We start from the raw sequence: 23,967 nt of genomic DNA on the forward strand, positions 1-23,967 counted from the left end.
TATTTTTTTTAAAGATACATTTGATAACCTAAGTTTTTTTATTATTCTTAATTTTAATCAATAAAAATAGTCAAATCTTTTTGAATTTTCAATCTAGTGCCTCTTTTTCAGCACAAATCAACTCAATATCTTCAAATGCATTTTCTATCGCTTCTATATGATACATTTCATACATATCAAATATTTTTTCAGTTACCAGAAGTTTATCCCATTTTTCTAAAATATTTTTTGCATTCTCATTTTTCCATTCTGCATATTTTTCGAGCAAATACACAAAAAACTTCATTTTTTAGACACCGCTCTCACCTCTGATATATACAGAATTTCTAGGATCTCCAGTAATTTTCTCATTTTCCTACATGTCTAAAATTACTAATGGACTAAATTCCCACATTTCCAATTCAAAATCTGAAAGCATTTCATAAGTTTCTGAATACAAAAATTTTCTCATTGATTCCATTTCACTAAATCCATATTTTTCTGAAATAAGTTTTATAACTTCACTATCATAATTTGCCAAAACATCCGAAAATATTTCTTTCATATTCATACTCGCATCAACTCCACAAACTTCAATTTTTCCCTTTCCCACAGTTTAACTTGCACAACTTATTTCAAAATCTCCAAAACTTCCTCGAAGTTATATTTTTTCTGCTCCCCAGTACTAAACTTCTTAACTGTAATCACGTTTTCATCTCGCTCTTCTTCTCCTAAAATCAACACATATTCAGCATTTTCACGGTTTGCCTTTTTCATTTGTGCTCCAAAACTTTTTGCGTTATAGTCAAAGTTTACTTTAATACCATTTTTTCTAAGTTCATTTACAGTTTTCACAAAATACTCTTTTGTGTCATCGAAATAAATTACATAAATTTTTTCTTCATTTTCAGAAATTATAGAATCATCCATTAACATCGCAATTCTTTCCATTCCAGCGGCAAATCCAATTCCAGGAACTTTCGCATTTCCTAATATTTCAAGCAATCTGTCATATCGTCCACCCGCTAGAACTGTTGCTTGCGATCCCAATTTATTCGATTTAATTTCAAAAACTGTGTCCGAATAATAATCAAGTCCTCTAACCAATTTATCATTCACGACATAATTCACGCCCAACAATTCCAAATATTTTTTAGTATCTTCAAAATATTTTTTACTTTCTTCATCCAAATAATCGTAAAGTTTTGGTGCATTTTTAAACTCTTCTTGGTCGCCTTTGTCCTTAGAATCCAAAGCTCTCAAAGGATTTTTCTCATATCTTTTTTGCGAATCTTCACTCAATTTATCAAGTCTTTCAAACATAAATTTTTTCAAATCCTCAATATATTTTTTTCTCGACTCAACATTTCCTAAGCTATTAATCTCCACAACTAAGCCAGTTATTCCAAGCTCTTCAAGAAAATCACAACCCATTTTAATAATTTCCGCATCTAAATAAGCACTTCTCACACCAAACATTTCCACTCCAGTTTGATGAAATTCTCTCATTCTACCTTTTTGCGGTGCTTCGTATCTGTACATTGGACCGTTGTAAAACCATTTCACTATTGGAGAAGACTTATGAAATCCAGCTTCAAGATACGCTCTTACAACTCCCGCAGTCCCTTCTGGACGCATTGTAACATCTCTTTCTCCCTTATCCTTAAAATCATACATTTCTTTTGAAACAACATCAGTCTCATCTCCAACACCTCTTCTAAAAAGCTCCGTTTCCTCCAAAATCGGCGTAATTATTCGCTCAAATCCATATTTTCCAAAAACTTTTTTTGAAGCCTCTACAATCGCATCGTATTTTTTCACATCATCAGAATATCTATCTTTCATTCCTTTTAAGGCAGCTATCATAATTTTTTCCTTTCTTAAATTAATATTGTCAATTTTATTTTATAAATTATTATACCACAATTGACTAAAGATTTTAAGATGTGGGATTTCATAATTAATCTTTTCATTCAACATCCTTATTTGTAAAATCACATCTCTTCAACTGCTCCATTGCATGTTCTCTTATCATTTCTTCATCACTTTGCAACAATAGTTCCAGTTTTTCTTTCGCCTTAGGAGTGTTTATGTCTCCTAAAGCAAAGCAACATTTTCTCACTAATGCGAAATTATCATCCCAACGGTATTTTTCAAAATTTGAAGTTGCTAATTCATAAATGCAATCTATCGTAGAAGGTAATTCTAGTTGCTGGAGATAAAACACTATGTCTTCGTGTTTTCCATGCCATTCTTCTTTTGTTAATTTGCATAAAATATCAACAAATTTTTCACTGTATAATTCGAACATGTAAATTGCTGAAATTAAAATATATACGCTGTCTCCATTTTTTTCATTATATGCTTTTTCCAACTCTGTTTTTATATACTCTATTCTTTCATCATCATTTTTTAAAAATTCCTTTTGTAATTGTTGAAAACTTATTTGTTTTTTATATTTTTTCCACATCAAATTTTCCAATTTTTCAAGATTATTTTTTTCCATTTTTTATTATTTCCTTTCTAAAATTAATTTCTTTAATATTTTGATTAAATATTTCCAGTCCTTTTCTTTATTAATATTAGTCAAATTAAAAATACTCCATCATTTTAAATTTTGATACAATGTAAAAATTGTCGTGATCTTTTTATAACTTACTCACTAATTTATTTTATTTTTCTCATCTTCAATCAAATCTCTTAAATCATTGCTTCCTTCCTCATAAATTATTTTTGCAATAACCCTCAAAATTTTATAAAGTTTTCTCAATCCGTAAAATATTAAAATTGTCAAAAGAAAAGTTTGTGAAAATAATAATGAAAATAATAAATTTATGTTTTTGTTGATTTTGTACAAACTTTTTTCCAAAAAAAGGCTAAAAACGATATTTCTTAGCAAATAAACTTGCACAGGGATATAAATTGCAGTTGCCATGCGGATTATTTTTAATATTGAAAGTACAAGTTTTCTTATTTCAAAAGAATATTTTTTCTCTCTTTGCAAAATTTTATACATAATTTTTTCTTTTGTAATAAATTCCAACTCAAAATATCTATTTTTTAAAGTCAAAAGCAACATAAAAATTACAGAAATTAAAAACATCACATAATTAATTTGTTTTTTTATTTTCAATTTTTTATCCACAATGAAAATTTCTTTCCCTTTATCTTTTTGAAAATACCGATAACTGCTGTTTAACGGTAAATAAATTCCATTTGAAAGTTTTATAACTTTTCCTGAAATAATATTTCCGCTATAAATTTTATTTTTGGAAAAAATTTTCACAACATTATTTTTTAAATCAACATATTCACCCTTTTGTGAATTCAAATTTCCATTTTCTTCTTCAAAATTACTTCTATTTTTTTCATAATAAAGCATAAGACTGCTATTTTCCTTGACTAACAAATTTTCAACTCTATAATTTCCTTCTATTTTATTTCTCGAATCAATAATTTTCCCATTTTTATCAACCGACCATTTAAAGTGATAATTTTCATTCAAAATTTCAATAGTTGAATTTTTTAATAAATTTGTATCATCCACATCATCGCTTTCCAAAATTAAAAAACTCTGATTTTTCTCCAAAAGTTTTTTTGTATAATTCTGAAAAGTAAGATTTGCCAAAAACAGCAAAATTATCCCAATTATAATTTTATCCCATTTAATATGCAAATAAAAAGCACCAATATAAAACTTTTTCGTCATCTGCACTAAAAATAGACTTGCCCACCTTATAAAAACCAAACTCATCCAAACTATGACAAATGTTATCCAGCTCACAAAAATCAATAAATAAATGTGATAATTCAAAACTTTAATTTGCCAGGCGATATTTAAAGAAGTCAATATCAACATTGCATAAACTGTGATTTCCAAAAAGAATTGGGAAAAATCCATTATTTTAATTTGATTATTTTTTATTTTCAAATATTTTTTTCGCTTGTAATAAAGTTTTTGTATATTTTTTTTATTTTTATCTTTTTCACATTCTTTTTTCAAATTTTTTATTTGTTCTTCTAATTTTTTAATATCTTAAACTTAAACTTCTTTAAACGAACATCATTTTTCAAATATTTATTTTCATTTCGCATAAGTTTTACTTTTGTAGAAATAATATAAGAAACAATAATTTTATACAAAATTTGTAAAACTTTTATAATTTCTTTCATTTTTCCCTCCTTTTCTCCTTTTTTATTTGTTATATTATATAAAAAAGACTAGTTTAAGTCTAGTCTAAATACTAAAATATTTTATTCAATTATTTTTTTCAACTTAATTTTTAAAGAAATTAAATATTTAAACATACACTCAGACCTATTCAAAATTAAACTATTAAAGATTATACAAACTTAGTATTTAAGTAAAATAGTCATAGTTTTTGAGTTCAGTTTTACTATAACATAAAAATTAATGTTTATATTTTAAGGAATTTATGATAAAATTTTATTATATTAGTTTTGAAAAGAAGTGAGGGAAATATGTATAAAGTACTGATTGCAGATGATAATAAGCAAATTGTGTCAATACTTTCAGAATACTGCAAAAAAAATAATTTTACTGTAAGTACTGTTTTTGATGGAGAAGAAGCATTAAAGGAAATCGAGAAAAATAAGTTTGATATAGTTTTGCTGGATGTAATGATGCCGAAAAAAGATGGATTTGATGTGTGCCGTGAAACGAGAAAATTTTCAAATGTTCCAATTATAATGATTACAGCACGTGGAGAAGATTATGAAAAAATAATGGGGCTTGAAATTGGGGCAGATGACTATATTGTAAAACCATTCTCGCCAGGAGAAATAATTGCCAGAATAAATGCAATTTTGCGTAGAATAATGCCTAAAAATGATGAAAGTGAAAAAATATTTACTTTTGATAATCTTGAAATTGATTTAAACAATTTTACGGTAAAGGTAAATGACGAGATAATTCCATTGACAAAAAAAGAAATTGAAATTTTATGGACTCTTGCAACAAATCAGAATAAAGTTTTTACAAGGGAGAATTTGTTAGACTTAATTTGGGGATTTGATTATTTTGGAGAAAGCCGTACTGTTGATACGCATATAAAAAGGCTTCGTGCAAAATTAGACAACTATGAGCATAAAAAATGGAATATTAAGACAATTTGGGGTGTTGGGTATAAATTTGATATTTTAGAAAAATAATAATTAATTTGAAGAAAAAAAAGAAAAGAAAGGAGCAGATTTTTTTAATGAGTAAAAAAATAAAAAAAATCTTATTTAATGGAGAAGAATATCCTCCAGAAACATTTCGATTAGGAATGATGCTGTGTATGGTTGGAGGATTTATGGATGCATACACATTCATTACACGTGGAAAAGTACTTGCCAATGCACAAACTGGAAACATTGTCTACCTTGCAATAAATTTAGGAAAAAGAGAATGGGTAAAATCCTTTGATTACTTTATGCCAATTTTATTTTTTGCACTTGGCATATTATTTACTGAACTTATAAAAACGAAATTTGAAAAGCATAAGATTTTCAGATGGCAGCAAATCGTAATAATCTATCAGGTTATAGTAATGTTTTTTATTTCTTTCATACCAAGCGGAAACTGGAACATTATCGTAAACATAATCATGTCCTTCATCGCCGCCATTCAGTATCAAGGCTTCAGAAAAATCAGAGGTCTTGCAGGAGCCACTACAATGTGCACAGGAAACCTGCGAAGCGGAATGGACAACTTAGTTAAATACATCAAAACTAAAGACAAATCACATTTACAAAGTTTCTGGATATATTTAGGCTTAGATGGATTTTTCCTTATTGGATCATTACTTTGTGTAATTTTAGTAAATATTTATGGGATAATTTCTCTATTAATTTGCTGTATTTTGCTAATTTTTGTATTTATAATAATGTTTAAGGAAACTATTTAAAAAATAAAAATTATATTTTACAAACAAGGGGTTTTGACCCCTTGTAAAAAAATTTATAACTATCCTACTGTTTAGATGTGAAACAAATCTCTCGACTAAAATTCATTTCTCAAAATTTCCCCTTTTCTTAAATCACTTCTCATTTTCTGAATGACATCATCCATTTCATCCAGTTTTTTCAAAATTTTCTTTTCTTCAGCACTTGTTGTAATAATTTTACTAATTCCCCCATTTTTTATTATAATCCGTTTATCTGCTATTAATGCCAACGTTGGATCATGTGTTGCCATTAACACAATCTTATCTGAAGAAACAAGCAATTCCAAGGCTTTTTTCCTATCAATTCCAGCATTTTCAATTTCATCAATCAAAACAATTGGAGATGAACTTAAAATTGCAGTATCAGCAATCATCAAGGCACGAGACTGTCCACCACTTAAAGCTGTAATTGCAGTAGTTAAGTCAAATTGCTCTCCAGCCAGCTTATTTGCCGCACTAATGATCTCTTCCACAGTTTCATCAATGTTTTCAATCATTCGGCTTTGTGCATGCAGTTCCAGAAATTCCTTTACTGACAAATCCATAACAAAATTCATATTTTGGGATAATTGTGCGACTAATTTATTATTTGAAGAATAACGCCATTTTTTATCTGGAAATTCACCATTTATAAGAATCTGACGCTTTGTCGGCGTATCCTTCTGGGCAGTCCATTCGATGTCAGCAAGAAGCCTTGATTTTCCAGAACCTGTAGGTCCTACAATTGAAATAATTTCTGATTTATGAATATCAAGCCTTTCAAACCCCTCTTTATTTCCCGATTTATCTTGCCCAGCGACAATTGTAAGCACATCAATCGAATTTTCATCTTCCATTCCCAAAAATAATTTCATTTGCTCAATATAGTCAACTAAACTTTCCTCAATTTTTTCCACATCTAATGCAAAATCCTCAATTTTATCTTCTGCAAAAGTTGCAATAAATTCGTGAAAAGTACTATTGTAAAAAGTTTCCACAGGCAAGTTATTTTCAGTAAAAAAATTCTCTGCAAACGGATATTTCTGAACAAGTTCACTAATACTTAATTTATTTATCAAATCTTTTTTTTTCATATTTTTTCCTTTTTATTAATTATTTTTTTATTGCTGTAAATTCATTTTTCTAACATTACCCATCTGATATTTTTCCCCAATTCTCTTTTCTCCCAGACAATATGAACAAAGTGCCGATGGCATCGGAAATCTAAGTTCCATTCCTTGAACACTGTCTATTTCCAGTTTTTTCTCATAAAGAAGCGTACTCAATTCATAAGCTCCCTGTCCAGTAAGCCCGTTAACATGCATAGTCACAGCCTTTGGATTTACAGAGTTCACACGTGAAGCAAAAACTTCTCTTTCAGCTTGCGAAACAATATCTCCCTTTGTAATAATAACAATATCCGCAGCCTTTAATAACGGTCCAATTTTCTTTGGGGTATTAATTCCTGATAAATTATCAATCACACAGACTCCCTTTATATCCTTAATATACGGAGAACATCTATTACAAAGCCCTGCCGATTCTGTAATTAATATTGAAAGCCCAAGACTTTTCCCCCATTGCACAACTTCTTCAATATTAGACACAAAAAAGTGATCTGGACATAAAGCCCCAGAAATTCCCTTTTTTACAGGAATCCCTGCCTTCGCATACAATTTATCATCATCTGTATAAAGGCAGTCAAATTTTACCACTCCAACCGACATTCCCTGCGATTTCAAGGCTTCCACAGTTTTTAAAATAACACTCGTTTTCCCTGAAGATGGCGGACCTGAAAATATTATTAAATTCATAATTTCTTCTCCTTTTTTCTATTTTTAAAAATTAAAAATCTAAATCAATACAACATTTCTTCAATCTCTAATTCTAATCTTTACATTCATAATTGTCTATTTCTTTTTTTATTTCTTAGTTATTTCTAAAAATTTATTTTCTTTACTTTCTCTTTTTATCTTTACTGCCACAAATCCTGAATTTCTTTAGTCTTTAATCAATTTAATTATTTTTAAATATCCAAAAATTTCAATAAACATAAATTTTTTCAAAATTTTTATAATTTTTATCAATGTTTTACTTTATTGTTCAAGACTTTTTTTCACATCATTATTAAATTCCTCTTCACATTCACGAATAATTTTTCCAATATCGTGACTATAGATAAAATCCCATCCAATCCATTTGAAATTTTGATATTTTTCCAAATGATTATCCACATTTGGATTTGTTGACGGAAATTTACCATTTGCAGAAAAAATCGTTCCAATTTCATTTGATATAAATAACTCCATAAACGGCTTAATTTTATCAGCCTTCGATTTTTTAGTAATCATAAATATTGGACTTAACAAAGCCCCATCTTTAGGCCAAACAACTTCTAAATCTCCTGTTCCATTAACCATTTGTGAAAAGAAATATGGAATTATACTAACTGCAGGTGCTTCAGGTGTTCTAGTTCTAGCCTTTACCATTTGAGCTGGATGCAAACTTTTTTTATAAGAACGAGCCAGATTATGAATCCCATCCATTCCAAAATCCTTATAAAGATTAGCAAGCAATGCATTAAACAAATCCAAATCAGCCATCGGCAATGCAACAGAATCTTCAAATTCTTCACTTAATAAATCTGACCAAGTTTCAGGCATTTTTCTATTACCCAAAGAAGTTTTATTCACCAAAAATATTGCTGGAACAACTCCCATTATTGCATAACACTTTTTAGGATCTCTCAAATCAATATTTTCATTACAAAAATCACTATTCATATCTTCAATATACGTCTCAAAAATCCCATTTTCCATATACTGACCCATCAAATTTTTATCAAAAAACAGCTCAAATCCAGCCGAAAGCAGCACATCTGAAACCTTATCAGGATTTCCTGTCTTAACTTTTTCCACAACCCAGTCAAGTCCCAAATTCGCCGATTTTAAATTATACGAAATAGAATAATCATTTTTCACATTTTGCTCATTTACCCAATCCTTAATTCCCTCCAAAAGCGGTATTCTAATAGGACAAGGCAAAACTCCCTCAATGATTAAATCACTATTTTCATCAGCCTTACTTTCATCCAAAGAAACATCAATATCCGCATCCTTTTTCAAAAACATTTTTAATTTCTCAACAAACAATTCCTGATTAATCTTTTTAGACATAAGTGCCATTCGCAACTTAATATTTTTCCCCATAACCTCAAGCATCTGCTTATTTTTAAGCTGCTCAAACCCATTAGCAATAAAAAAATCTAAAGCCTCAGGATATTTTTTTATAATCTCATAAAGCGTATCATCTAAATTAAACATACTACATTCTCCTAAATTTCTCTATTTTTTATTTTGATTTTAAAACAATTTTATTATGAGTGAATTATAACATAAAATAACAAAAAAAAGTGTAATATATATTACACAAATTTACAAATATTTATCTAATACTTAAATTCTATTTATACTATTTCCTATTAAAATAACAGATCTATTATAAATCAAAATCTCGACCTTTTTTTAAATAGTATCTAGTAAATAATCAAAAAATTATCATAATATAGTGAAACCTATTTAAAATTATATAAATTTAAGGTTTGAGCAAAATAATTATAATTTTTAAGTTCAGTTTTAAAGTAGTTTACTATAAATAAAAAAAACTCCGCTAAGGAGAATATGACATGACAAAAATAAATTCAATTCTGCAAATAAAAAAATGGCGTCCCCGGTTGGACTCGAACCAACGACCCTCTGATTAACAGTCAGATGCTCTAACCGGCTGAGCTACGGAGACACACATATTTAAAAAAGTTTGGCAACTACCTATCTTTCCAGGACGAATCCAAGTATTTTAGGCACTAACAGACTTAACTGCCGGGTTCGAAATGTTTCCGGGTGTATCCCTGTCGTTATCATTACCAAACTAGATATATATACTGTCCATTAAGACAATGAGAAATAAATAGCAGCAGCAAAAGATTATCTTAAAAGCAGACGTAATATTAGTACTAGTCAGCTAAATGCATTGCTGCACTTGCACCCCTAGCCTATCGACCATATGTTCTCTATGGATACTACGAATATTCATCTCAAAGCCGGCTTCCCGCTTAGATGCTTTCAGCGGTTATCCGTGCCAGACGTGACTACTCAGCCATGCCACTGGCGTGACAACTGATACATCAGAGGTCTGTCCAACCCGGTCCTCTCGTACTAAGGTCAGATCTTTTCAATATTCAGGCGCCTGCAGTGGATAGGGACCGAACTGTCTCACGACGTTCTGAACCCAGCTCGCGTGCCTCTTTAATGGGCGAACAGCCCAACCCTTGGGACCTTCTCCAGCCCCAGGATGAGACGAGCCGACATCGAGGTGCCAAACACTTCCGTCGATATGGACTCTTGGGAAGTATCAGCCTGTTATCCCCGGGGTAGCTTTTATCCGTTGAGCGACGGTCCTTCCATGCGGAACCGCCGGATCACTAACTCCTACTTTCGTACCTGCTCGACCCGTCAGTCTTGCAGTCAAGCTCCCTTATGCGTTTGCACTCTTAGGCTGATTTCCATCCAGCCTGAGGGAACCTTTGAACGCCTCCGTTACTCTTTGGGAGGCGACCGCCCCAGTCAAACTGCCCACCTAGCACTGTCTCCGTTGCCAGATTAGAATTCCGACAGCATATGGTTGGTATTCCAACAGCGACTCAGCAATGGCTGACGCCATCACATCACAGTCTCCCAACTATCCTATACACACATTGCCAGAACCCAATGCCAAGCTACAGTAAAGCTCCACGGGGTCTTTCCGTCCTACTGCAGGTAGCCGGTATCTTCACCGGCATTACAACTTCACCAGGTCTCCAGCCAAGACAGCTCTCAAATCATTTCACCATTCGTGCAGGTCGGAACTTACCCGACAAGGAATTTCGCTACCTTAGGACCGTTATAGTTACGGCCGCCGTTCACCGGGGCTTCAAATCGGAGCTCTCACTCCTCCTCTTAACCTTCCGGCACTGGGCAGGTGTCAGCCCATATACGTCGCCTTTCAGCTTAGCATAGACCTGTGTTTTTGGTAAACAGTTGCTTGAGACTCTTCACTGCGGCCTGTTTCCCCTGGGAGCGCTTCTCTCCTTCAGGTATGTCAGGCACCCTTCTCCCGAAGTTACGGGGCTATTTTGCAGAGTTCCTTAGCTAGAGTTATCCTGTCGGCCTTAAGTTTCTCACTCTGTCCACCTGTGTCGGTTTACAGTACGGGCGCTGCTTCTCATCGATAGAAGTTTTTCTTGGCAGTGTAGGATCTGCGACTTATGCAAATGCACTTCCCCGTCAGGTCTCACGTTTAGGCGTGCGGATTTGCCTGCACGCCCACGCTGGGCCCTTAGAAAGGCTAAACCGTCAGCCTTCTCGCATACCTTCCTGCGTCACTCCGTCTCTCAAGCGATAACAGCGGTACAGGAATATTAACCTGTTTTCCATTCGCCATCACAATTTTGCTTATGCTTAGGTCCCGACTTCCCCAGGGCGGACAAGCCTTCCCCTGGAAACCTTGGACTTCCGGCCGGCGGGATTCTCGCCCGCCTTCTCGCTACTCATTCCTGCATTCTCGCTTCTGATACCTCCAGGACGGCCTTGCGGCATCCCTTCGACGGCCTACAGAACGCTCTCCTACCAAGATACGGTGTATCTTCCGCAGCTTCGGTTTATGTCTTAGCCCCGTTACATCTTCGGCGCAGGCACTCTCGACCAGTGAGCTATTACGCACTCTTTCAAGGCATGGCTGCTTCTAAGCCAACCTCCTGGTTGTCTATGAATGTCCACCTCCTTTCCCACTTAGACATAATTAGGGACCTTAGCTGGCGGTCTGGGCTGTTCCCCTCTCGTCCGAGGACCTTGTCATCCACGGACTCACTCCTGAACATAATATATGGTATTCGAAGTTTGCTTGATTTCGGTAAGCAGTACGCCCCCTAGATCATACAGAGCTCTACCCCCACATATCTCAGTTCAAGGCTGCACCTAAATGCATTTCGGAGAGAACGAGCTATCTCCTAGTTCGATTGGCTTTTCACCCCTAGACCTATCTCATCTCCCAACTTTTCAACGGCGGTGAGTTCGGCCCTCCACTGAGTCTTACCTCAGCTTCAGCCTGGACAGGCCTAGATCACTAGGTTTCGCGTCTATGGCTGGCGACTTGTCGCCCTGTTAAGACTTGGTTTCCCTTCGGCTCCGTCTATTAACCTTGCCACCAGCCATAACTCGCAGGATGATTAACCAAAATCCACGCAGTCACACATAATGTGCTCCTACCGTTTGTAAGCACACGGTTTCAAATTCTGTTTCACTCCCTTGCTCAGGGTTCTTTTCACCTTTCCCTCACGGTACTCTTCACTATCGGTCAACAACAGTATTTAGCCTTACGTGATTTGGTCCACGCTGATTCACGCCAGATTCCTCGTGCCTGACGCTACTCGGGTGCTTCCAGTCTCCACATATGCTTTATGTTCTACAGGACTTTCACCTTCTTCGGTCCAGCTTCCCAGCTGATTCCACTTACACATATACAGATTAAACATTATGACAATCCGTTAATGGAAGTCCCGCAACCCCGTGCCAGCAACGCTGTCCGCTTGACACTGGCACGGTTTAGGCTTTTCCCAGTTCGCTCGCCGCTACTTAGGGAATCGTTTTTACTTTCTTTTCCTCCTGCTACTTAGATGTTTCAGTTCGCAGGCTTGCCGTTTTCACGCATGCCCTCCAGGCATGCAGGTTTACCCATTCGGAAATCCGGGAATCAATGATTATGTGCATCTTCTCCCGGCTTATCGCAGCTTATCACGTCCTTCGTCGGCTGTTGCTGCCTAGGCATCCTCCGTGTGCCCTTATTAGCTTTTATATCCAGAATAACTTTTTACTCCAGTTCAGTTATAATCTTTTACCTACTATTCATTTCCCATTGTCCTAAATAATAATATTGGTGGAGATAAGCGGGTTCGAACCGCTGACCTCTGCCTTGCAAGGGCAGCGCTCTCCCAACTGAGCTATATCCCCAAGACTTCTTATGGTGGGCATGGCTGGACTCGAACCAGCGACCCCTGCGTTATCAGCACAGTGCTCTAACCACCTGAGCTACACGCCCATAAGATATATAAAGAAGCAGTGCTTATACTCCTTAGAAAGGAGGTGATCCATCCGCACCTTCCGGTACGGATACCTTGTTACGACTTCACCCCAATCACTATCCACACCTTAGATGCTTTCCTCCTTGCGGTTGGACCGGCAGCTTCAGGTGCAGACAACTCTCGTGGTGTGACGGGCGGTGTGTACAAGACGAGAACGTATTCACCGCAGCATTGCTGATCTGCGATTACTAGCGATTCCAGCTTCATGAAGTCGAGTTGCAGACTTCAATCCGAACTTGGACCGGCTTTAAAGATTGGCTTGGCGTTGCCGCCTTGCGGCTCTCTGTACCGGCCATTGTAGCACGTGTGTAGCCCAGATCATAAGGGGCATGATGACTTGACGTCATCCCCGCCTTCCTCCTGCTCTTCGCAGGCAGTCTTGCTAGAGTTCCCAACCTAATGATGGCAACTAGCAATAGGGGTTGCGCTCGTTGCGGGACTTAACCCAACATCTCACGACACGAGCTGTCGACAGCCATGCACCACCTGTCTCTGCGTTCCCGGAGGCACAGCCTGCTCTCGCAGGCCTTCGCAGGATGTCAAGATCTGGTAAGGTTCCTCGCGTTGCGTCGAATTAAACCACATGCTCCACCGCTTGTGCGGGTCCCCGTCAATTCCTTTGAGTTTCAGCCTTGCGGCCGTACTCCCCAGGCGGATTACTTATCGCATTAGCTTCGGCACGGACACTCTTCATGCCCACACCCAGTAATCATCGTTTACAGCTAGGACTACCAGGGTATCTAATCCTGTTTGCTCCCCTAGCTTTCGCACTTCAGCGTCAGTTACCGTCCAGTGAACTATCTTCATCATCGGCATTCCTGCACATATCTACGAATTTCACCTCTACTCGTGCAGTTCCGTCCACCTCTCCAGTACTCTAGCCACATAGTTTCCAGGGCAGGCTTGCGGTTGAGCCGCAAGTTTTCACCCCAGACTTATCTGGCCGCCTAGATGCCCTTTATGCCCAATAATTCCGGATAACGCTTGCGACATACGTATTACCGCGGCTGCTGGCACGTATTTAGCCGTCGCTTCTTCTGCAGGTACCGTCATTTTTTTCTTCCCTGCTGAAAGCACTTTACAATCCGAAAACCTTCATCGTGCACACAGAATTGCTGGATCAGGGTTGCCCCCATTGTCCAATATTCCCCACTGCTGCCTCCCGTAGGAGTAAGGGCCGTATCTCAGTCCCCTTGTGGCCGTCCACCCTCTCAGGCCGGCTACCTATCATCGCCTTGGTGGGCCGTTACCCCACCAACAAGCTAATAGGACGCAAGGCTCTCCTGCAGCATCTCCTTTCATCAGGCTGGACATGAGTCCGCCTGACTTTACCAGGTCTTATCAGTCGTTTCCGTCTGTTATCCCTGACTGCAGGGCAAGTTCCTTACGCGTTACTCACCCGTCCGCCTTGGCTAGGCTGTGCAAGCACAACTTCGCCAAAGACTTGCATGTGTTAAGCATTCTGTCAGCGTTCATCCTGAGCCAGGATCAAACTCTTCATTCAATATATTTACATATATTTAAATTTCACCTAATTAGTCTTGACGTTATCTTTTTCAAGATACTTGACTTTATTGATTATACACTTAATTGCTTCTTTATGTTATTAATATCTCTATTGTCCGTTGATACATTTTCGTATCGACAAGATATATATTATCATAAAAGAAAATATTTGTCAACTACTTTTTTGAAATTTTTTTTGATTTTTTTAAAATTTTTCAATTTTCCATATTTATTTCCATTCAGCTATTCTATTTTTATTCGATATTAAAAGAGTTTGAGCATATTTCTTAATTTTTTTGATTTTCTAAATAATTATCTATTATTTGAATACTTTTTATATAATTTTCTGTAAGACTCTTGTTTGACTTATGTAATAATTCAATATATTTTTGATTATTTTCTTTTAATAAATTTTGTAATATTTTATCATATTCAGAATCTTGATCTAAAATAGCTTTATCAGTTGTATCTTTTTTTATATATAATAATACATCAAAATTTGTATGTCTTACAAAATCCTCCACTACTGGATGTTTTTCTCCCGTTTCAAGAATTGAAAAGGATTGCAAAGAATAAAAATCTGTATCAATGAAACTTAATTTTTCTGCATTTTTTATAGAATCCATTATTCTTCTGTTATGTTCATAGGCTATATTGCTGTAATCATCATATTGAAGATTATCTACATTATTTTGTAATTCTTCTTTTACATATTCTTTTTTATACTCTTTTACATAAGTTGTATTGTAATAATTTGCTAATTTATGGGTTAAATTAGTTTTTCCTGAATGTTGTGAACCTATTATTGCCACTTTCAAGACAAAAAATTCTCTTACGTATTTTGGAATAAAAAACCAGTTTTTATAAGGATTTTTTCTTATTTCTGTTGCACTTATATGAAAATTATTTCTATTTGTATCTATCATTTGGATTTTTAAATTTTTATTGAATGTGCTTTCAAAATTTGGTAATGTTAAAAAATTGTTTTTGTAATTTTCTACATCTTGAGTTTCATTTGTAAAAATCACATCTACTTTTATATTATTTTTCAAAAGTGTTTCCTGTACTCTTTCACTCCATAATTTCCAGCCATTTGGATAAAATGGGATTCCATCTTCTGCCAAATGTATGATTTTTATATTTTTCTGATGTTTAAAGGTTTTTTCAACAAATCTAAGCCGATCTTTTACAGTCGGCATTTTTTTCATCCTTGATTCTTCAAAAAGTTTCTTATCTCTGTCAACATCACTACAGACAACAACGTATAAATTTTCCACAAAACCGCTTGCCTGCTGTATAAAATCAACGTGTCCAATATGAAGTGGATAAAATTTTCCAAATATTATTCCATTTTTTAACATCTAAATTTTCTCCTTTTTCTGTTTTTTATTTAACCATTTTTAAGATTATAAAATTCCAATAAACACAGCATTTTTAGATTTATTATTTTTTTCTGCTTCCTGGTTATAAATCTTGTTATTATTTATCTCTATTGTTTTTATTCTTAGTTTGTCTGCAATTTTTTCAAGTTATATTTTTTTATTATTTGATAAAATAAATATTTTACTTAATTTAATTTTCAGTAATTTGACTTTGAACAGTTTCAAATAAATTATCTGATTTTTTATCAAATTTTACATTTGAAATTTCTGTAAAACGTTTGCTTATTTTATTGGAAGTTGTTGTAATGTCTTTTACATCTTTGGAAACTTTTTCAATATCCTTTTGAAGACTGTTCCAACGAGTTTGGTATCTTCCAAATTCAATATTTAATTTTTCAAGTTCCTGCTGAATAACGCTAGCATATTTATCACGTTCCATATTTGTCATTATAACTTGAATTACGGTTAATACCGATATTAATGTTGTAGGTGAAGCTATTCTTACATTTTTCTTGTTGGCATATTCTATTATGTCAGTATGATAGGCATTTATTTCAGTAAAAATTGCTTCGGCAGGTAAAAATAGCACTGCCTGTTCACTTGTTTCATTTTTTATTATATATTTTGAAGAAATTGCATCTATATGTTTCTTCAGGTCATTTACAAAATCTTTTCTCGCACTTTCCCGCTCAATTTGGTTCAATTCATTATTATACATTTTTCTATAATTTTCCAGCGGAAATTTTGAATCGACTGCGATATTTCCCAATGGTTCAGGTGTAAAAATAATTGAGTCAACTATTGTGCCGTTTGAAAGTTTATATTGCTTCTGGTAAAGTTTGTCGTTTTTTTCTCCAAAAACTGATGCCAGAATTTGATAAAGTTGAACTTCGCCAAATATCCCACGGCTTTTCTTATCAGTAAGAACATCTTGAAGCGAAACGACATTACTTGACAATGCTTCAATTTTTTTCTGTGCCTCATCAATTTTACTAAGCCGTTCCAAAACATTCCCAAAAGTTTTTGTTGTTTCCTCAAAACCCTTCGACAAACGTTGTTCCACTTTTGTATTCATCAAATCAAGTCTATTTTCCACCTTCTGATTTAATTTCTCAAAATTCTCATTTATATTTTGATTAAGCACATCCTTAAATTCATTTATATTTTTTGTCAGCCTGTTATTATTCTCAGTCATAACTCCTGTCAGCACTGTATTATTTTCACTCAATCCCGTTGACAGCTTTTGAATAGCATTATTCATACTATCAGTCAAAAGTTGGCTATTTTCCGTATAATTCTTAGACAAAAGCTGATTATTCGTATTTATCGTCCCATTTATATTCTGCCCAAGCTCATTAAATCTCAAAAGCATTTTTTCATTATTTTCTGCCAAAAGTGTACCAATATTTCCTGTCCCTTCAAGCAAACTATTTTTTGTACCTAAATTTATTGATTTTTCAATTTCATCAAATTTTCGCTTATTTTCTTCAAAATTTTGTCGATTATTTTCATTAATCTGATTTAACATTAATCTTTCTAAATTCTCATTATTTTTTTTATTTAAAAAAACAATTATCATAGCTATTATAAGAATATTTATAATAACTGCTACTGCTATCAGCATCATTTGCTATTCTCCTTCTTTTATTACTCACACTGCTATTAGAAAAATTTCCAAGTTCCATCTTCATATCTAACTTTTTTTCTATTGTTTTCAGAATCTTCTGATTCACCCATTTCTTCTTCAGTTTGATTTTCTATTTTTTCTTCAGTTTCTTGCTCTTTATCTTCAAAATTTATTATTTCTTTTTTTACTGTTTCCTGCGATTTTTTCACTTGAATATTTTCATCCTTTTGCTTCGGCTCTTTTGAAATTTGAAAATCTATTTTTAATTCTTCTGATTTTCTTGGCTTTACAGGACGTTCTAAATTTTCAGCATATTCTGCTTTTGGAAGTGGTGATTTCTGCTTTTGAAATTCATCTTCACCCTCATTTTTACTTCCATTTTCACTTTCTGGATTTTCAATCTTTTTCATTGCCAGTTTTTCCCGTATTTTTTCAAGTAATTTTCGATCTTCTTCATTTAAATTGTCAAAAATATTTTCATAATATTCAATATTTTTAGTATCAAATTTTTTCATAAATTCCCTAATTGTTATAGCTTCTGGACTATAAGCAACCTGATATTGGCTATCTGAATTCTTGTCATAGAATACTTCATTTATAAATCCCATTTTTTCAAGGTCTGAAAGCACTTCCTTTACAAAGAACACTTCCATTCCAAGCCTGTCAGTCAATTTCTGATATGTGAAGGCTTCTTTTTTTTCTACAAAATTCTTAATAATCAGCGATAAAATCAGTATTCCTGCTTCCCTTTTTATCTTTATCGGCATTTCAATTTTTTCATTATACAAAAATTCATCTGAAGTCTGTATTGAAAAGGCTATTTGGGCTCCAAGCAAAATTGTTACCCATACATATTGAACCCAGATTAGAAAAATTGGGATTAATGCAAGACTTCCATAAATTATGTTATATTTTGTAATTGAAGATTGCAACAGCAAAAATATCAATTTCCATCCAAAAGTAAGTCCAGTTGTAACAACTCCAGCAAAAACAGCTGGCTTAACTTTCACATTTGTATTTGGAATAACATAAAATAAATAACTAAATAAAATAATATAAGTCGCAGGCCCAAAAAATCCAATAAATAAATTTGTTAAAATGACATTATTTGGAAATTTTTTTACCATTTCTTCAACTACAACTGAATTTAATGCAGATAATAAAACAAAAAATATCGGCCCTAAAAATATAATTGCAACATAGTCAACTATTCTTCTTGCAAGTGATCTTTTTTTATTTATTTTCCATATTTTATTAAATGAATTTTCAAGCATTATGAGCACTTTTACCGCAGAATAAATTAAAATTACAATTCCAACTCCAGTTAATATACTGCTTTCAGTTGATAAAAGCAGTCTTTGGGCTATATCCACAATTACTTTTAAAAAGCTATTATTTCCAGGCCACAGTTCAAAAAATTTCTGTATAAATATCTTGTCTAGCCCGAATCCTTTTGTGATTCCCAATACAAGGGCAACCACAGGAAAAATTGCAAGAAGCGAATAATAAGTCAGGGATATAGCAAGTATTTGAGTTTCTCCATCCCGGTAATTTCTATAAATTAAATAAATTATCCTTCTGATTTCATCAATTCTTTTTTTCAATCTAGCTTCTTTTTTTTCCTTCTTTCCTTTCAAGTCTTTTTTTTCTTTCATAAATTTATCCACTATTATTTTTTTAAATAACCATTCGTAAAAATTAGCAAATTTCTCCTAAATATAGCAATTTTTCCATACTTTTTCTTATTTTTTCTAAAAATTTTAACAAAAAATTTTAAATTGCTGCTTTTATTTAATTTTCCATTACTTTATTTTTACAATTATCTAACTAAAATAATTTTATTATAATTTTTATCCAAAATTAAAATATTCCCTTTCTTCAAAAATTTCATCCATAATTTCATCATAATTTTCAATTTTTGCCTCTTCAGCCAGCACATCCTCCAACTTAGGATTTGTAACTGGATGTTTTGGAGCAAAAATTACACAGGAATCCTCATACGGCTCAATAGATTTTTCATAAGTCTCTATTTCCTTCGCAATTTCTATTATTTCCGTTTTATCCATCCCAATAAGCGGTCTAAATACTGGCAATTTTTTTACCGAAGCATTTGTACAAGTAAGCCCTCCCATTGTTTGGGAAGCAACTTGCCCAAGGCTTTCTCCTGTAACTAAAGCCTGATACTGTATAGTATTCGATATTCTCTCAGCCAGACGCATCATAGCACGTCTTGTTAAAATCGTAGCCAGGTCTTTTTTTGTCTGTGTATTTATTGCTTCCTGAATTTTTAATATATTTAATGAATAAAGTCTTGTTTTTCCGACATAAAGCGATAAAATATCTGTCAGTTCCTTCACCTTTTCAAGAGCCTGTTGACTTGTAAATGGAAAACTATGGAATGTTACAAAATTCAGACGCATTCCTCTTTTTGCCATCATAAAAGACGCAACAGGACTATCTATTCCTCCAGATAAAAGCACAAGCCCTTTTCCAGTTGACCCAAGTGGAAGTCCACCATAAGTTTTTATTCTATCTGTATAAATATAAACATTTTTTCTAATATCGACATTTATCATAACATCAGGATCCTTCATCTTAACCTTTTCAAAGGGACTGCTTACAAGTACATAAGCCCCCAATTCACGTGCATAATCCATAGATTTCTTCTCAAATCCCTTATTACTTCTATTAACTTTTATCTTAAATGTCCTTGCCCCTTGTTCATAAGCATAATTTGCAAACTCCAGCACCTTTTCCTTAATAAATTCATCGTTTCTCTCAACCTTAGCCGACTGATTAAGCCCCACAATTCCAAAAACCTTTTTTAATTTATCTGTTATTTCATCTAAATTCTCAGGATTTATAAAAACATATAATTTTGACAAATCATCAAATAATTGATATTCAAACCCCTTCAACACTTTATTAATTTTATTTCGCAATTTTTTTTCAAACTGCCCTCTATTTTTCCCCTTTAACGACAACTCCCCATAAGAAAGCCCCACTGCATTCAATAAATTTTTGTCAGTATAATTGTTCATTTTTTTCCTTTCCATATTTTATCTAAATTTATAATAAAACTATCTCATTTTCCTAATTCTTGCCACACTTTCCTTCAGCCTTTTTACAACTTCATCAATTTGCTCCACTGTATTTTCACTTGAAAAGCTAAATCTTATCGCCCCATCCAGTTCCGACTGATTAAGACCCATAGCTTCCAGTATTCTGCTATTCCCTTTTTTAGAAGAGCAAGCCGAACCTGTAGAAACATAAATCTGATACATCCCTAAAAAATGTGTCAGCACTTCACCTTTTGTCCCCTTAAAAGAAACATTCAAAACCTTTGGACTCGATTTTTCAGGATCAAGCGATGAATTAAGTTTAATCTCCGTAATTTCTTCACAAATTTTATCAGCAAGCATTTTTTTTATATTTTGAGAATGTTCCATATCTTTTTTATCCTCTTTTGACAAAATTTCCACAGCCTTCGCAAATGCAAGAATCAATTCTGTCGGCATTGTTCTTTTTACAATCCCATTTTCTGCATTTGAACCAAAAACTACATCAGTAATTTTAACATGTTTATTTACATAAATCGCCCCAATTCCCTTTGGTGCATGAATTTTATGACCGCTCACCGTTATCGCATCCACAGGAATTTTATCAAATTTTATATTTGTACACCCAAATCCTTGCACAAAATCAGTATGAAAATATGTATCCTTATTTTTATTCCGAATAATCTTAGAAATCTTATCCAAATCCTGAATTGCTCCAGTTTCACTATTTACAGCACCCACAGAAACCAAAATCGTGTCTTCACGAACCAAATTTTCTAATTGCTTTAAATCTATATATCCATCCTTGTCAACATCCAGATAATCAACTTCAAATCCAGCATTTTCATAATGCCTAAATACTTCATAAACAGATGGATGCTCAATCTTTGTCGTAATCAGATGCTTTTTTATACGGGAATTTGCATTGATAACCCCTTGCAGCAAAAGATTATTTCCATCTCCGCCTCCTGCTGTAAAATAAATTCTGTCAGCCTCCACTTTTAGATATTCAGCCACAATTTTTCTAGCCTTTTTTATTTTCAAAAGAATTTTATGAGAAAAATCATGAATCGCATCAGCATTCGCATAATTTTCCTCCATTGTCTGAACTAGCACATCTATAACTTCTTTATACGGCTTTGTGCTAGCAGAGTTATCTAAATAAATCATTCTCCCTCCTTATCAATTTTTATCAATATAATCATTTGTAAAAATCTAAAACTCCAATTAACACAGTATTCTATTATTTTCCAATAAAAGTTCTTAATTTTCTACTGCAATAAATACTAACGTTGATTAATTTTCATAGTCTTTAATTTTATAATTTTTTGTTTTTTTATTTCATAAAAAATTATATTATTTCCTAATTTTATTCAATATTTGATTTACTTTTACATTATACTATATTTTGAAAAAATTATCAAAAATAAAGTTCCTACAAAAACATATTTAAAAATTTTAAAATAAAAAAAAGAGAAAATTAACTGTAAAATCCAATTACAATAAATTTTCTCCAAATTATTTTTATCCTTTAGTTTTTCATACTTCAAAATATTATTTTAGTGCAAATGCCTTATGGTTCAACGGTCCAGTATAATCATTTAATTTAAAGGATTGCTTCAAGGCTTCTGCTATTAATTTTTTAGTTGTAGCAACAGCTTGAGATACTGTCGCCCCTTTGGCGATTTCTGCAGTTACTGAAGCTGAGAATGTGCATCCTGCCCCATGATTCCATTCTGTATCTATTTTTTCAGATTCAAAAAATTCAAAATCCTTTCCATCATATAAAATATCTACAGATTTATCTCCTGCAAAAAACTTTCTTCCTTTAATTACAACATTTTTTGCACCTAAGTCACATATTTTCTTAGCCGCTTCCTTTGCTTCTTCAACTGTATCTATTTTTTCCATTCCAGCTAACTGCGCTGCTTCAAATAGATTTGGAGTAACAACAGTTGCATAAGGCAACAAGCATTTTTTCATTGCCTCTACATTTTCTGGAAAAAGATTTTCAGTCGATCCGCTAGTTACTTTACAAACCATGACAGGATCAATAACAATCGGATTTTTCAAATCCTTTAAAACAGATCCCACATATTCAATAATTTCCACTGTTGGAAGCATTCCAGTTTTTAATGCATCCACTCCAATTCCATTTATAACAGTATCAATTTGCTCTTTAATAACATTCATTTCAACTGGGAAAACCTTATGTGCCCATCTATTTCGTGGATCCATGGTAACAATAACCGTAAGGGCGCTCATCCCATAAACTCCTCTTTCCTGAAAAGTCTTTAAATCCGCCTGTATTCCAGCTCCTCCACTCGTATCAGATCCTGCAATTGTTAAAACTTTTTTTATAGACATTATGCTACCTCCTATTTTGTATTTTTTTTATTAAATTATCTTGCAAATTCAATATTTTTCATAATTTCCTTAGCAATTTCAGGCTTATTCATCGTATAAATATGAATTCCTCTAATTCCATAAGCCAGTAATTCTATAATCTGTTCACTTGCATACATTATTCCCGCTTTTTTCATAGATTCTGGATTATCTCCATATTTTTCCAATAACTTATCCAATTTTTCAGGCACAGAGCATTTTGACAATTCTATAATTCTTTTTATCTGTTTTGCATTTGTAACTGGCATAATTCCTGCAATTAACGGAACTTTTATATCTAATTTTTCAGCCTGTTCCTTAAATTTTATAAAAACATCATTGTCAAAGAACATTTGTGAAGCCAAAAAGTCAGTACCAGCTTCAACTTTATTCTTTAAGTGAAACAAGTCAACTAAATCATTATTTTCATAGTGAGTTTCAGGATAAAATGCACCGCCAATTGACAAATCATTAAATTCACTATTTTTTCTCAAGTCGCTAATTAACTCCGAAGCATACTTATAATCCCCTCTATTATAAATATCTTCTGTCTCTCCTTGCGGAACATCCCCACGAAGTGCCAAAATATTTTTGATATTGCATTTTTTAGCCTCCTGCAAATAATCATTAATTTCACTTTTTTTACTTCCAACACAAGTCAAATGAGCCAGCACTTCCGTTTTCAAATTATTTTTAATATGCGAAGCCATCTCAATAGTCCCGCCTTTAGTCTTTCCGCCCGCTCCATAAGTAACACTGATAAAATCAGGCTTATATTGCACTAATTCAGCCGTTACATCCTTTAATTTTTCTTCAGAAAAATTTTTATTTGGCGGAAAAATCTCAAAGGAAATCAGATGCTCCTTTTTCTCAAACAAATCTTTTATTCTCATAAATCCTCCCAATTTAAATTATTTTTAAAAGTTTA

Annotated in this window: 18 protein-coding genes, 3 tRNA genes and 3 rRNA genes; 2 read left to right on the forward strand and 22 right to left on the reverse strand. The window is 33.3% G+C overall.

Annotated elements, in window-relative coordinates; translation table 11 throughout:
- Positions 1–88 precede the first annotated feature (88 nt).
- From FVE74_RS08235 to FVE74_RS11975, 6 genes are all read right to left on the reverse strand, one after another.
- Positions 89–286, reverse strand: coding sequence for a DUF3791 domain-containing protein (locus FVE74_RS08235; RefSeq protein WP_147004097.1), 198 nt, complete (start codon positions 284–286; stop codon positions 89–91).
- A gap of 69 nt (positions 287–355) precedes the next feature.
- On the reverse strand, positions 356–592 hold the full coding sequence (locus tag FVE74_RS08240) for a hypothetical protein (protein WP_232053921.1): 237 nt from the start codon (positions 590–592) through the stop codon (positions 356–358).
- A 17-nt stretch (positions 593–609) separates the two neighbouring features.
- Complete coding sequence (hisS, locus tag FVE74_RS08245) at positions 610–1,845, reverse strand: histidine--tRNA ligase (RefSeq protein ID WP_147004098.1); 1,236 nt, start codon at positions 1,843–1,845, stop codon at positions 610–612.
- Positions 1,846–1,948: 103 nt separating this feature from the next.
- Entirely contained in the window at positions 1,949–2,485 is a 537-nt protein-coding gene (locus FVE74_RS08250; RefSeq protein WP_147004099.1) for a HEAT repeat domain-containing protein, read from the reverse strand.
- 156 nt (positions 2,486–2,641) lie between these two features.
- Complete coding sequence (locus tag FVE74_RS08255) at positions 2,642–3,982, reverse strand: hypothetical protein (protein WP_232053922.1); 1,341 nt, start codon at positions 3,980–3,982, stop codon at positions 2,642–2,644.
- A gap of 17 nt (positions 3,983–3,999) precedes the next feature.
- A complete protein-coding gene (locus tag FVE74_RS11975) occupies positions 4,000–4,152 on the reverse strand; it encodes a hypothetical protein (protein WP_232053923.1) in 153 nt (50 codons plus the stop codon).
- 309 nt (positions 4,153–4,461) lie between these two features.
- On the opposite strand from FVE74_RS11975, the gene FVE74_RS08260 reads away from it, so the two are divergent.
- Positions 4,462–5,151 (forward strand): response regulator transcription factor, encoded by a 690-nt coding sequence (locus FVE74_RS08260; protein ID WP_147004100.1) that lies wholly within the window; start codon positions 4,462–4,464, stop codon positions 5,149–5,151.
- 143 nt (positions 5,152–5,294) lie between these two features.
- Complete coding sequence (locus FVE74_RS08265) at positions 5,295–5,888, forward strand: YoaK family protein (RefSeq protein ID WP_232053925.1); 594 nt, start codon at positions 5,295–5,297, stop codon at positions 5,886–5,888.
- A 95-nt stretch (positions 5,889–5,983) separates the two neighbouring features.
- Here FVE74_RS08265 and FVE74_RS08270 read toward each other — a convergent pair whose 3' ends face one another.
- The 16 genes from FVE74_RS08270 to metF form a co-directional block, all read right to left on the reverse strand.
- A complete protein-coding gene (locus tag FVE74_RS08270) occupies positions 5,984–7,000 on the reverse strand; it encodes an ATP-binding cassette domain-containing protein (RefSeq protein ID WP_147004102.1) in 1,017 nt (338 codons plus the stop codon).
- A gap of 27 nt (positions 7,001–7,027) precedes the next feature.
- Positions 7,028–7,720, reverse strand: coding sequence for a GTP-binding protein (locus tag FVE74_RS08275; protein WP_147004103.1), 693 nt, complete (start codon positions 7,718–7,720; stop codon positions 7,028–7,030).
- Positions 7,721–8,002: 282 nt separating this feature from the next.
- Positions 8,003–9,229 carry an ABC transporter substrate-binding protein gene (locus tag FVE74_RS08280; RefSeq protein WP_147004104.1) on the reverse strand — a complete coding sequence of 409 codons (1,227 nt, stop codon included), beginning with the start codon at positions 9,227–9,229 and terminating at the stop codon, positions 8,003–8,005.
- 398 nt (positions 9,230–9,627) lie between these two features.
- A tRNA-Asn gene (locus tag FVE74_RS08285) sits at positions 9,628–9,704 on the reverse strand.
- A gap of 16 nt (positions 9,705–9,720) precedes the next feature.
- A 5S ribosomal RNA gene (rrf, locus tag FVE74_RS08290) occupies positions 9,721–9,833 on the reverse strand.
- A gap of 59 nt (positions 9,834–9,892) precedes the next feature.
- A 23S ribosomal RNA gene (locus tag FVE74_RS08295) occupies positions 9,893–12,794 on the reverse strand.
- Positions 12,795–12,873: 79 nt separating this feature from the next.
- A tRNA-Ala gene (locus FVE74_RS08300) sits at positions 12,874–12,949 on the reverse strand.
- Between the two features lie 11 nt (positions 12,950–12,960).
- Positions 12,961–13,037 (reverse strand) — tRNA-Ile (locus tag FVE74_RS08305).
- Positions 13,038–13,074: 37 nt separating this feature from the next.
- A 16S ribosomal RNA gene (locus FVE74_RS08310) occupies positions 13,075–14,584 on the reverse strand.
- The 16S, 23S and 5S rRNA genes sit together here with 3 tRNA genes alongside, the layout of an rRNA operon.
- 289 nt (positions 14,585–14,873) lie before the next feature.
- Complete coding sequence (gene nadR / locus FVE74_RS08315; protein WP_147004105.1) at positions 14,874–15,947, reverse strand: multifunctional transcriptional regulator/nicotinamide-nucleotide adenylyltransferase/ribosylnicotinamide kinase NadR; 1,074 nt, start codon at positions 15,945–15,947, stop codon at positions 14,874–14,876.
- Positions 15,948–16,158: 211 nt separating this feature from the next.
- Positions 16,159–17,595, reverse strand: coding sequence for a DNA recombination protein RmuC (locus FVE74_RS08320; RefSeq protein ID WP_147004106.1), 1,437 nt, complete (start codon positions 17,593–17,595; stop codon positions 16,159–16,161).
- Between the two features lie 35 nt (positions 17,596–17,630).
- Positions 17,631–19,250 carry a YihY/virulence factor BrkB family protein gene (locus FVE74_RS08325; RefSeq protein ID WP_147004107.1) on the reverse strand — a complete coding sequence of 540 codons (1,620 nt, stop codon included), beginning with the start codon at positions 19,248–19,250 and terminating at the stop codon, positions 17,631–17,633.
- 195 nt (positions 19,251–19,445) lie between these two features.
- Positions 19,446–20,636, reverse strand: coding sequence for a tRNA uracil 4-sulfurtransferase ThiI (gene thiI, locus FVE74_RS08330; protein ID WP_147004108.1), 1,191 nt, complete (start codon positions 20,634–20,636; stop codon positions 19,446–19,448).
- A gap of 39 nt (positions 20,637–20,675) precedes the next feature.
- Positions 20,676–21,824, reverse strand: a complete 1,149-nt coding sequence (locus FVE74_RS08335) for a cysteine desulfurase family protein (RefSeq protein ID WP_147004109.1) — start codon at positions 21,822–21,824, stop codon at positions 20,676–20,678.
- A 384-nt stretch (positions 21,825–22,208) separates the two neighbouring features.
- Complete coding sequence (thiD, locus tag FVE74_RS08340) at positions 22,209–23,021, reverse strand: bifunctional hydroxymethylpyrimidine kinase/phosphomethylpyrimidine kinase (RefSeq protein WP_147004110.1); 813 nt, start codon at positions 23,019–23,021, stop codon at positions 22,209–22,211.
- 35 nt (positions 23,022–23,056) lie between these two features.
- A complete protein-coding gene (gene metF, locus FVE74_RS08345) occupies positions 23,057–23,932 on the reverse strand; it encodes a methylenetetrahydrofolate reductase [NAD(P)H] (protein ID WP_147004111.1) in 876 nt (291 codons plus the stop codon).
- Positions 23,933–23,967 lie beyond the last annotated feature (35 nt).

The sequence above is a fragment of the Leptotrichia wadei genome (assembly GCF_007990445.1).
In the GTDB taxonomy this organism is placed as follows: domain Bacteria; phylum Fusobacteriota; class Fusobacteriia; order Fusobacteriales; family Leptotrichiaceae; genus Leptotrichia; species Leptotrichia wadei_A.

Bases quoted from the DNA above. Each gene is read 5' to 3' on its own strand.
- FVE74_RS08235 (WP_147004097.1), bottom strand. From the start codon at position 286: ATGAAGTTTTTTGTGTATTTGCTCGAAAAATATGCAGAATGGAAAAAT.
- hisS (WP_147004098.1), bottom strand. From the start codon at position 1,845: ATGATAGCTGCCTTAAAAGGAATGAAAGATAGATATTCTGATGATGTG.
- FVE74_RS08250 (WP_147004099.1), bottom strand. From the start codon at position 2,485: ATGGAAAAAAATAATCTTGAAAAATTGGAAAATTTGATGTGGAAAAAA.
- FVE74_RS11975 (WP_232053923.1), bottom strand. From the start codon at position 4,152: ATGAAAGAAATTATAAAAGTTTTACAAATTTTGTATAAAATTATTGTT.
- FVE74_RS08260 (WP_147004100.1), top strand. From the start codon at position 4,462: ATGTATAAAGTACTGATTGCAGATGATAATAAGCAAATTGTGTCAATA.
- FVE74_RS08265 (WP_232053925.1), top strand. From the start codon at position 5,295: ATGGATGCATACACATTCATTACACGTGGAAAAGTACTTGCCAATGCA.
- FVE74_RS08270 (WP_147004102.1), bottom strand. From the start codon at position 7,000: ATGAAAAAAAAAGATTTGATAAATAAATTAAGTATTAGTGAACTTGTT.
- FVE74_RS08275 (WP_147004103.1), bottom strand. From the start codon at position 7,720: ATGAATTTAATAATATTTTCAGGTCCGCCATCTTCAGGGAAAACGAGT.
- FVE74_RS08280 (WP_147004104.1), bottom strand. From the start codon at position 9,229: ATGTTTAATTTAGATGATACGCTTTATGAGATTATAAAAAAATATCCT.
- nadR (WP_147004105.1), bottom strand. From the start codon at position 15,947: ATGTTAAAAAATGGAATAATATTTGGAAAATTTTATCCACTTCATATT.
- FVE74_RS08320 (WP_147004106.1), bottom strand. From the start codon at position 17,595: ATGATGCTGATAGCAGTAGCAGTTATTATAAATATTCTTATAATAGCT.
- FVE74_RS08325 (WP_147004107.1), bottom strand. From the start codon at position 19,250: ATGAAAGAAAAAAAAGACTTGAAAGGAAAGAAGGAAAAAAAAGAAGCT.
- thiI (WP_147004108.1), bottom strand. From the start codon at position 20,636: ATGAACAATTATACTGACAAAAATTTATTGAATGCAGTGGGGCTTTCT.
- FVE74_RS08335 (WP_147004109.1), bottom strand. From the start codon at position 21,824: ATGATTTATTTAGATAACTCTGCTAGCACAAAGCCGTATAAAGAAGTT.
- thiD (WP_147004110.1), bottom strand. From the start codon at position 23,021: ATGTCTATAAAAAAAGTTTTAACAATTGCAGGATCTGATACGAGTGGA.
- metF (WP_147004111.1), bottom strand. From the start codon at position 23,932: ATGAGAATAAAAGATTTGTTTGAGAAAAAGGAGCATCTGATTTCCTTT.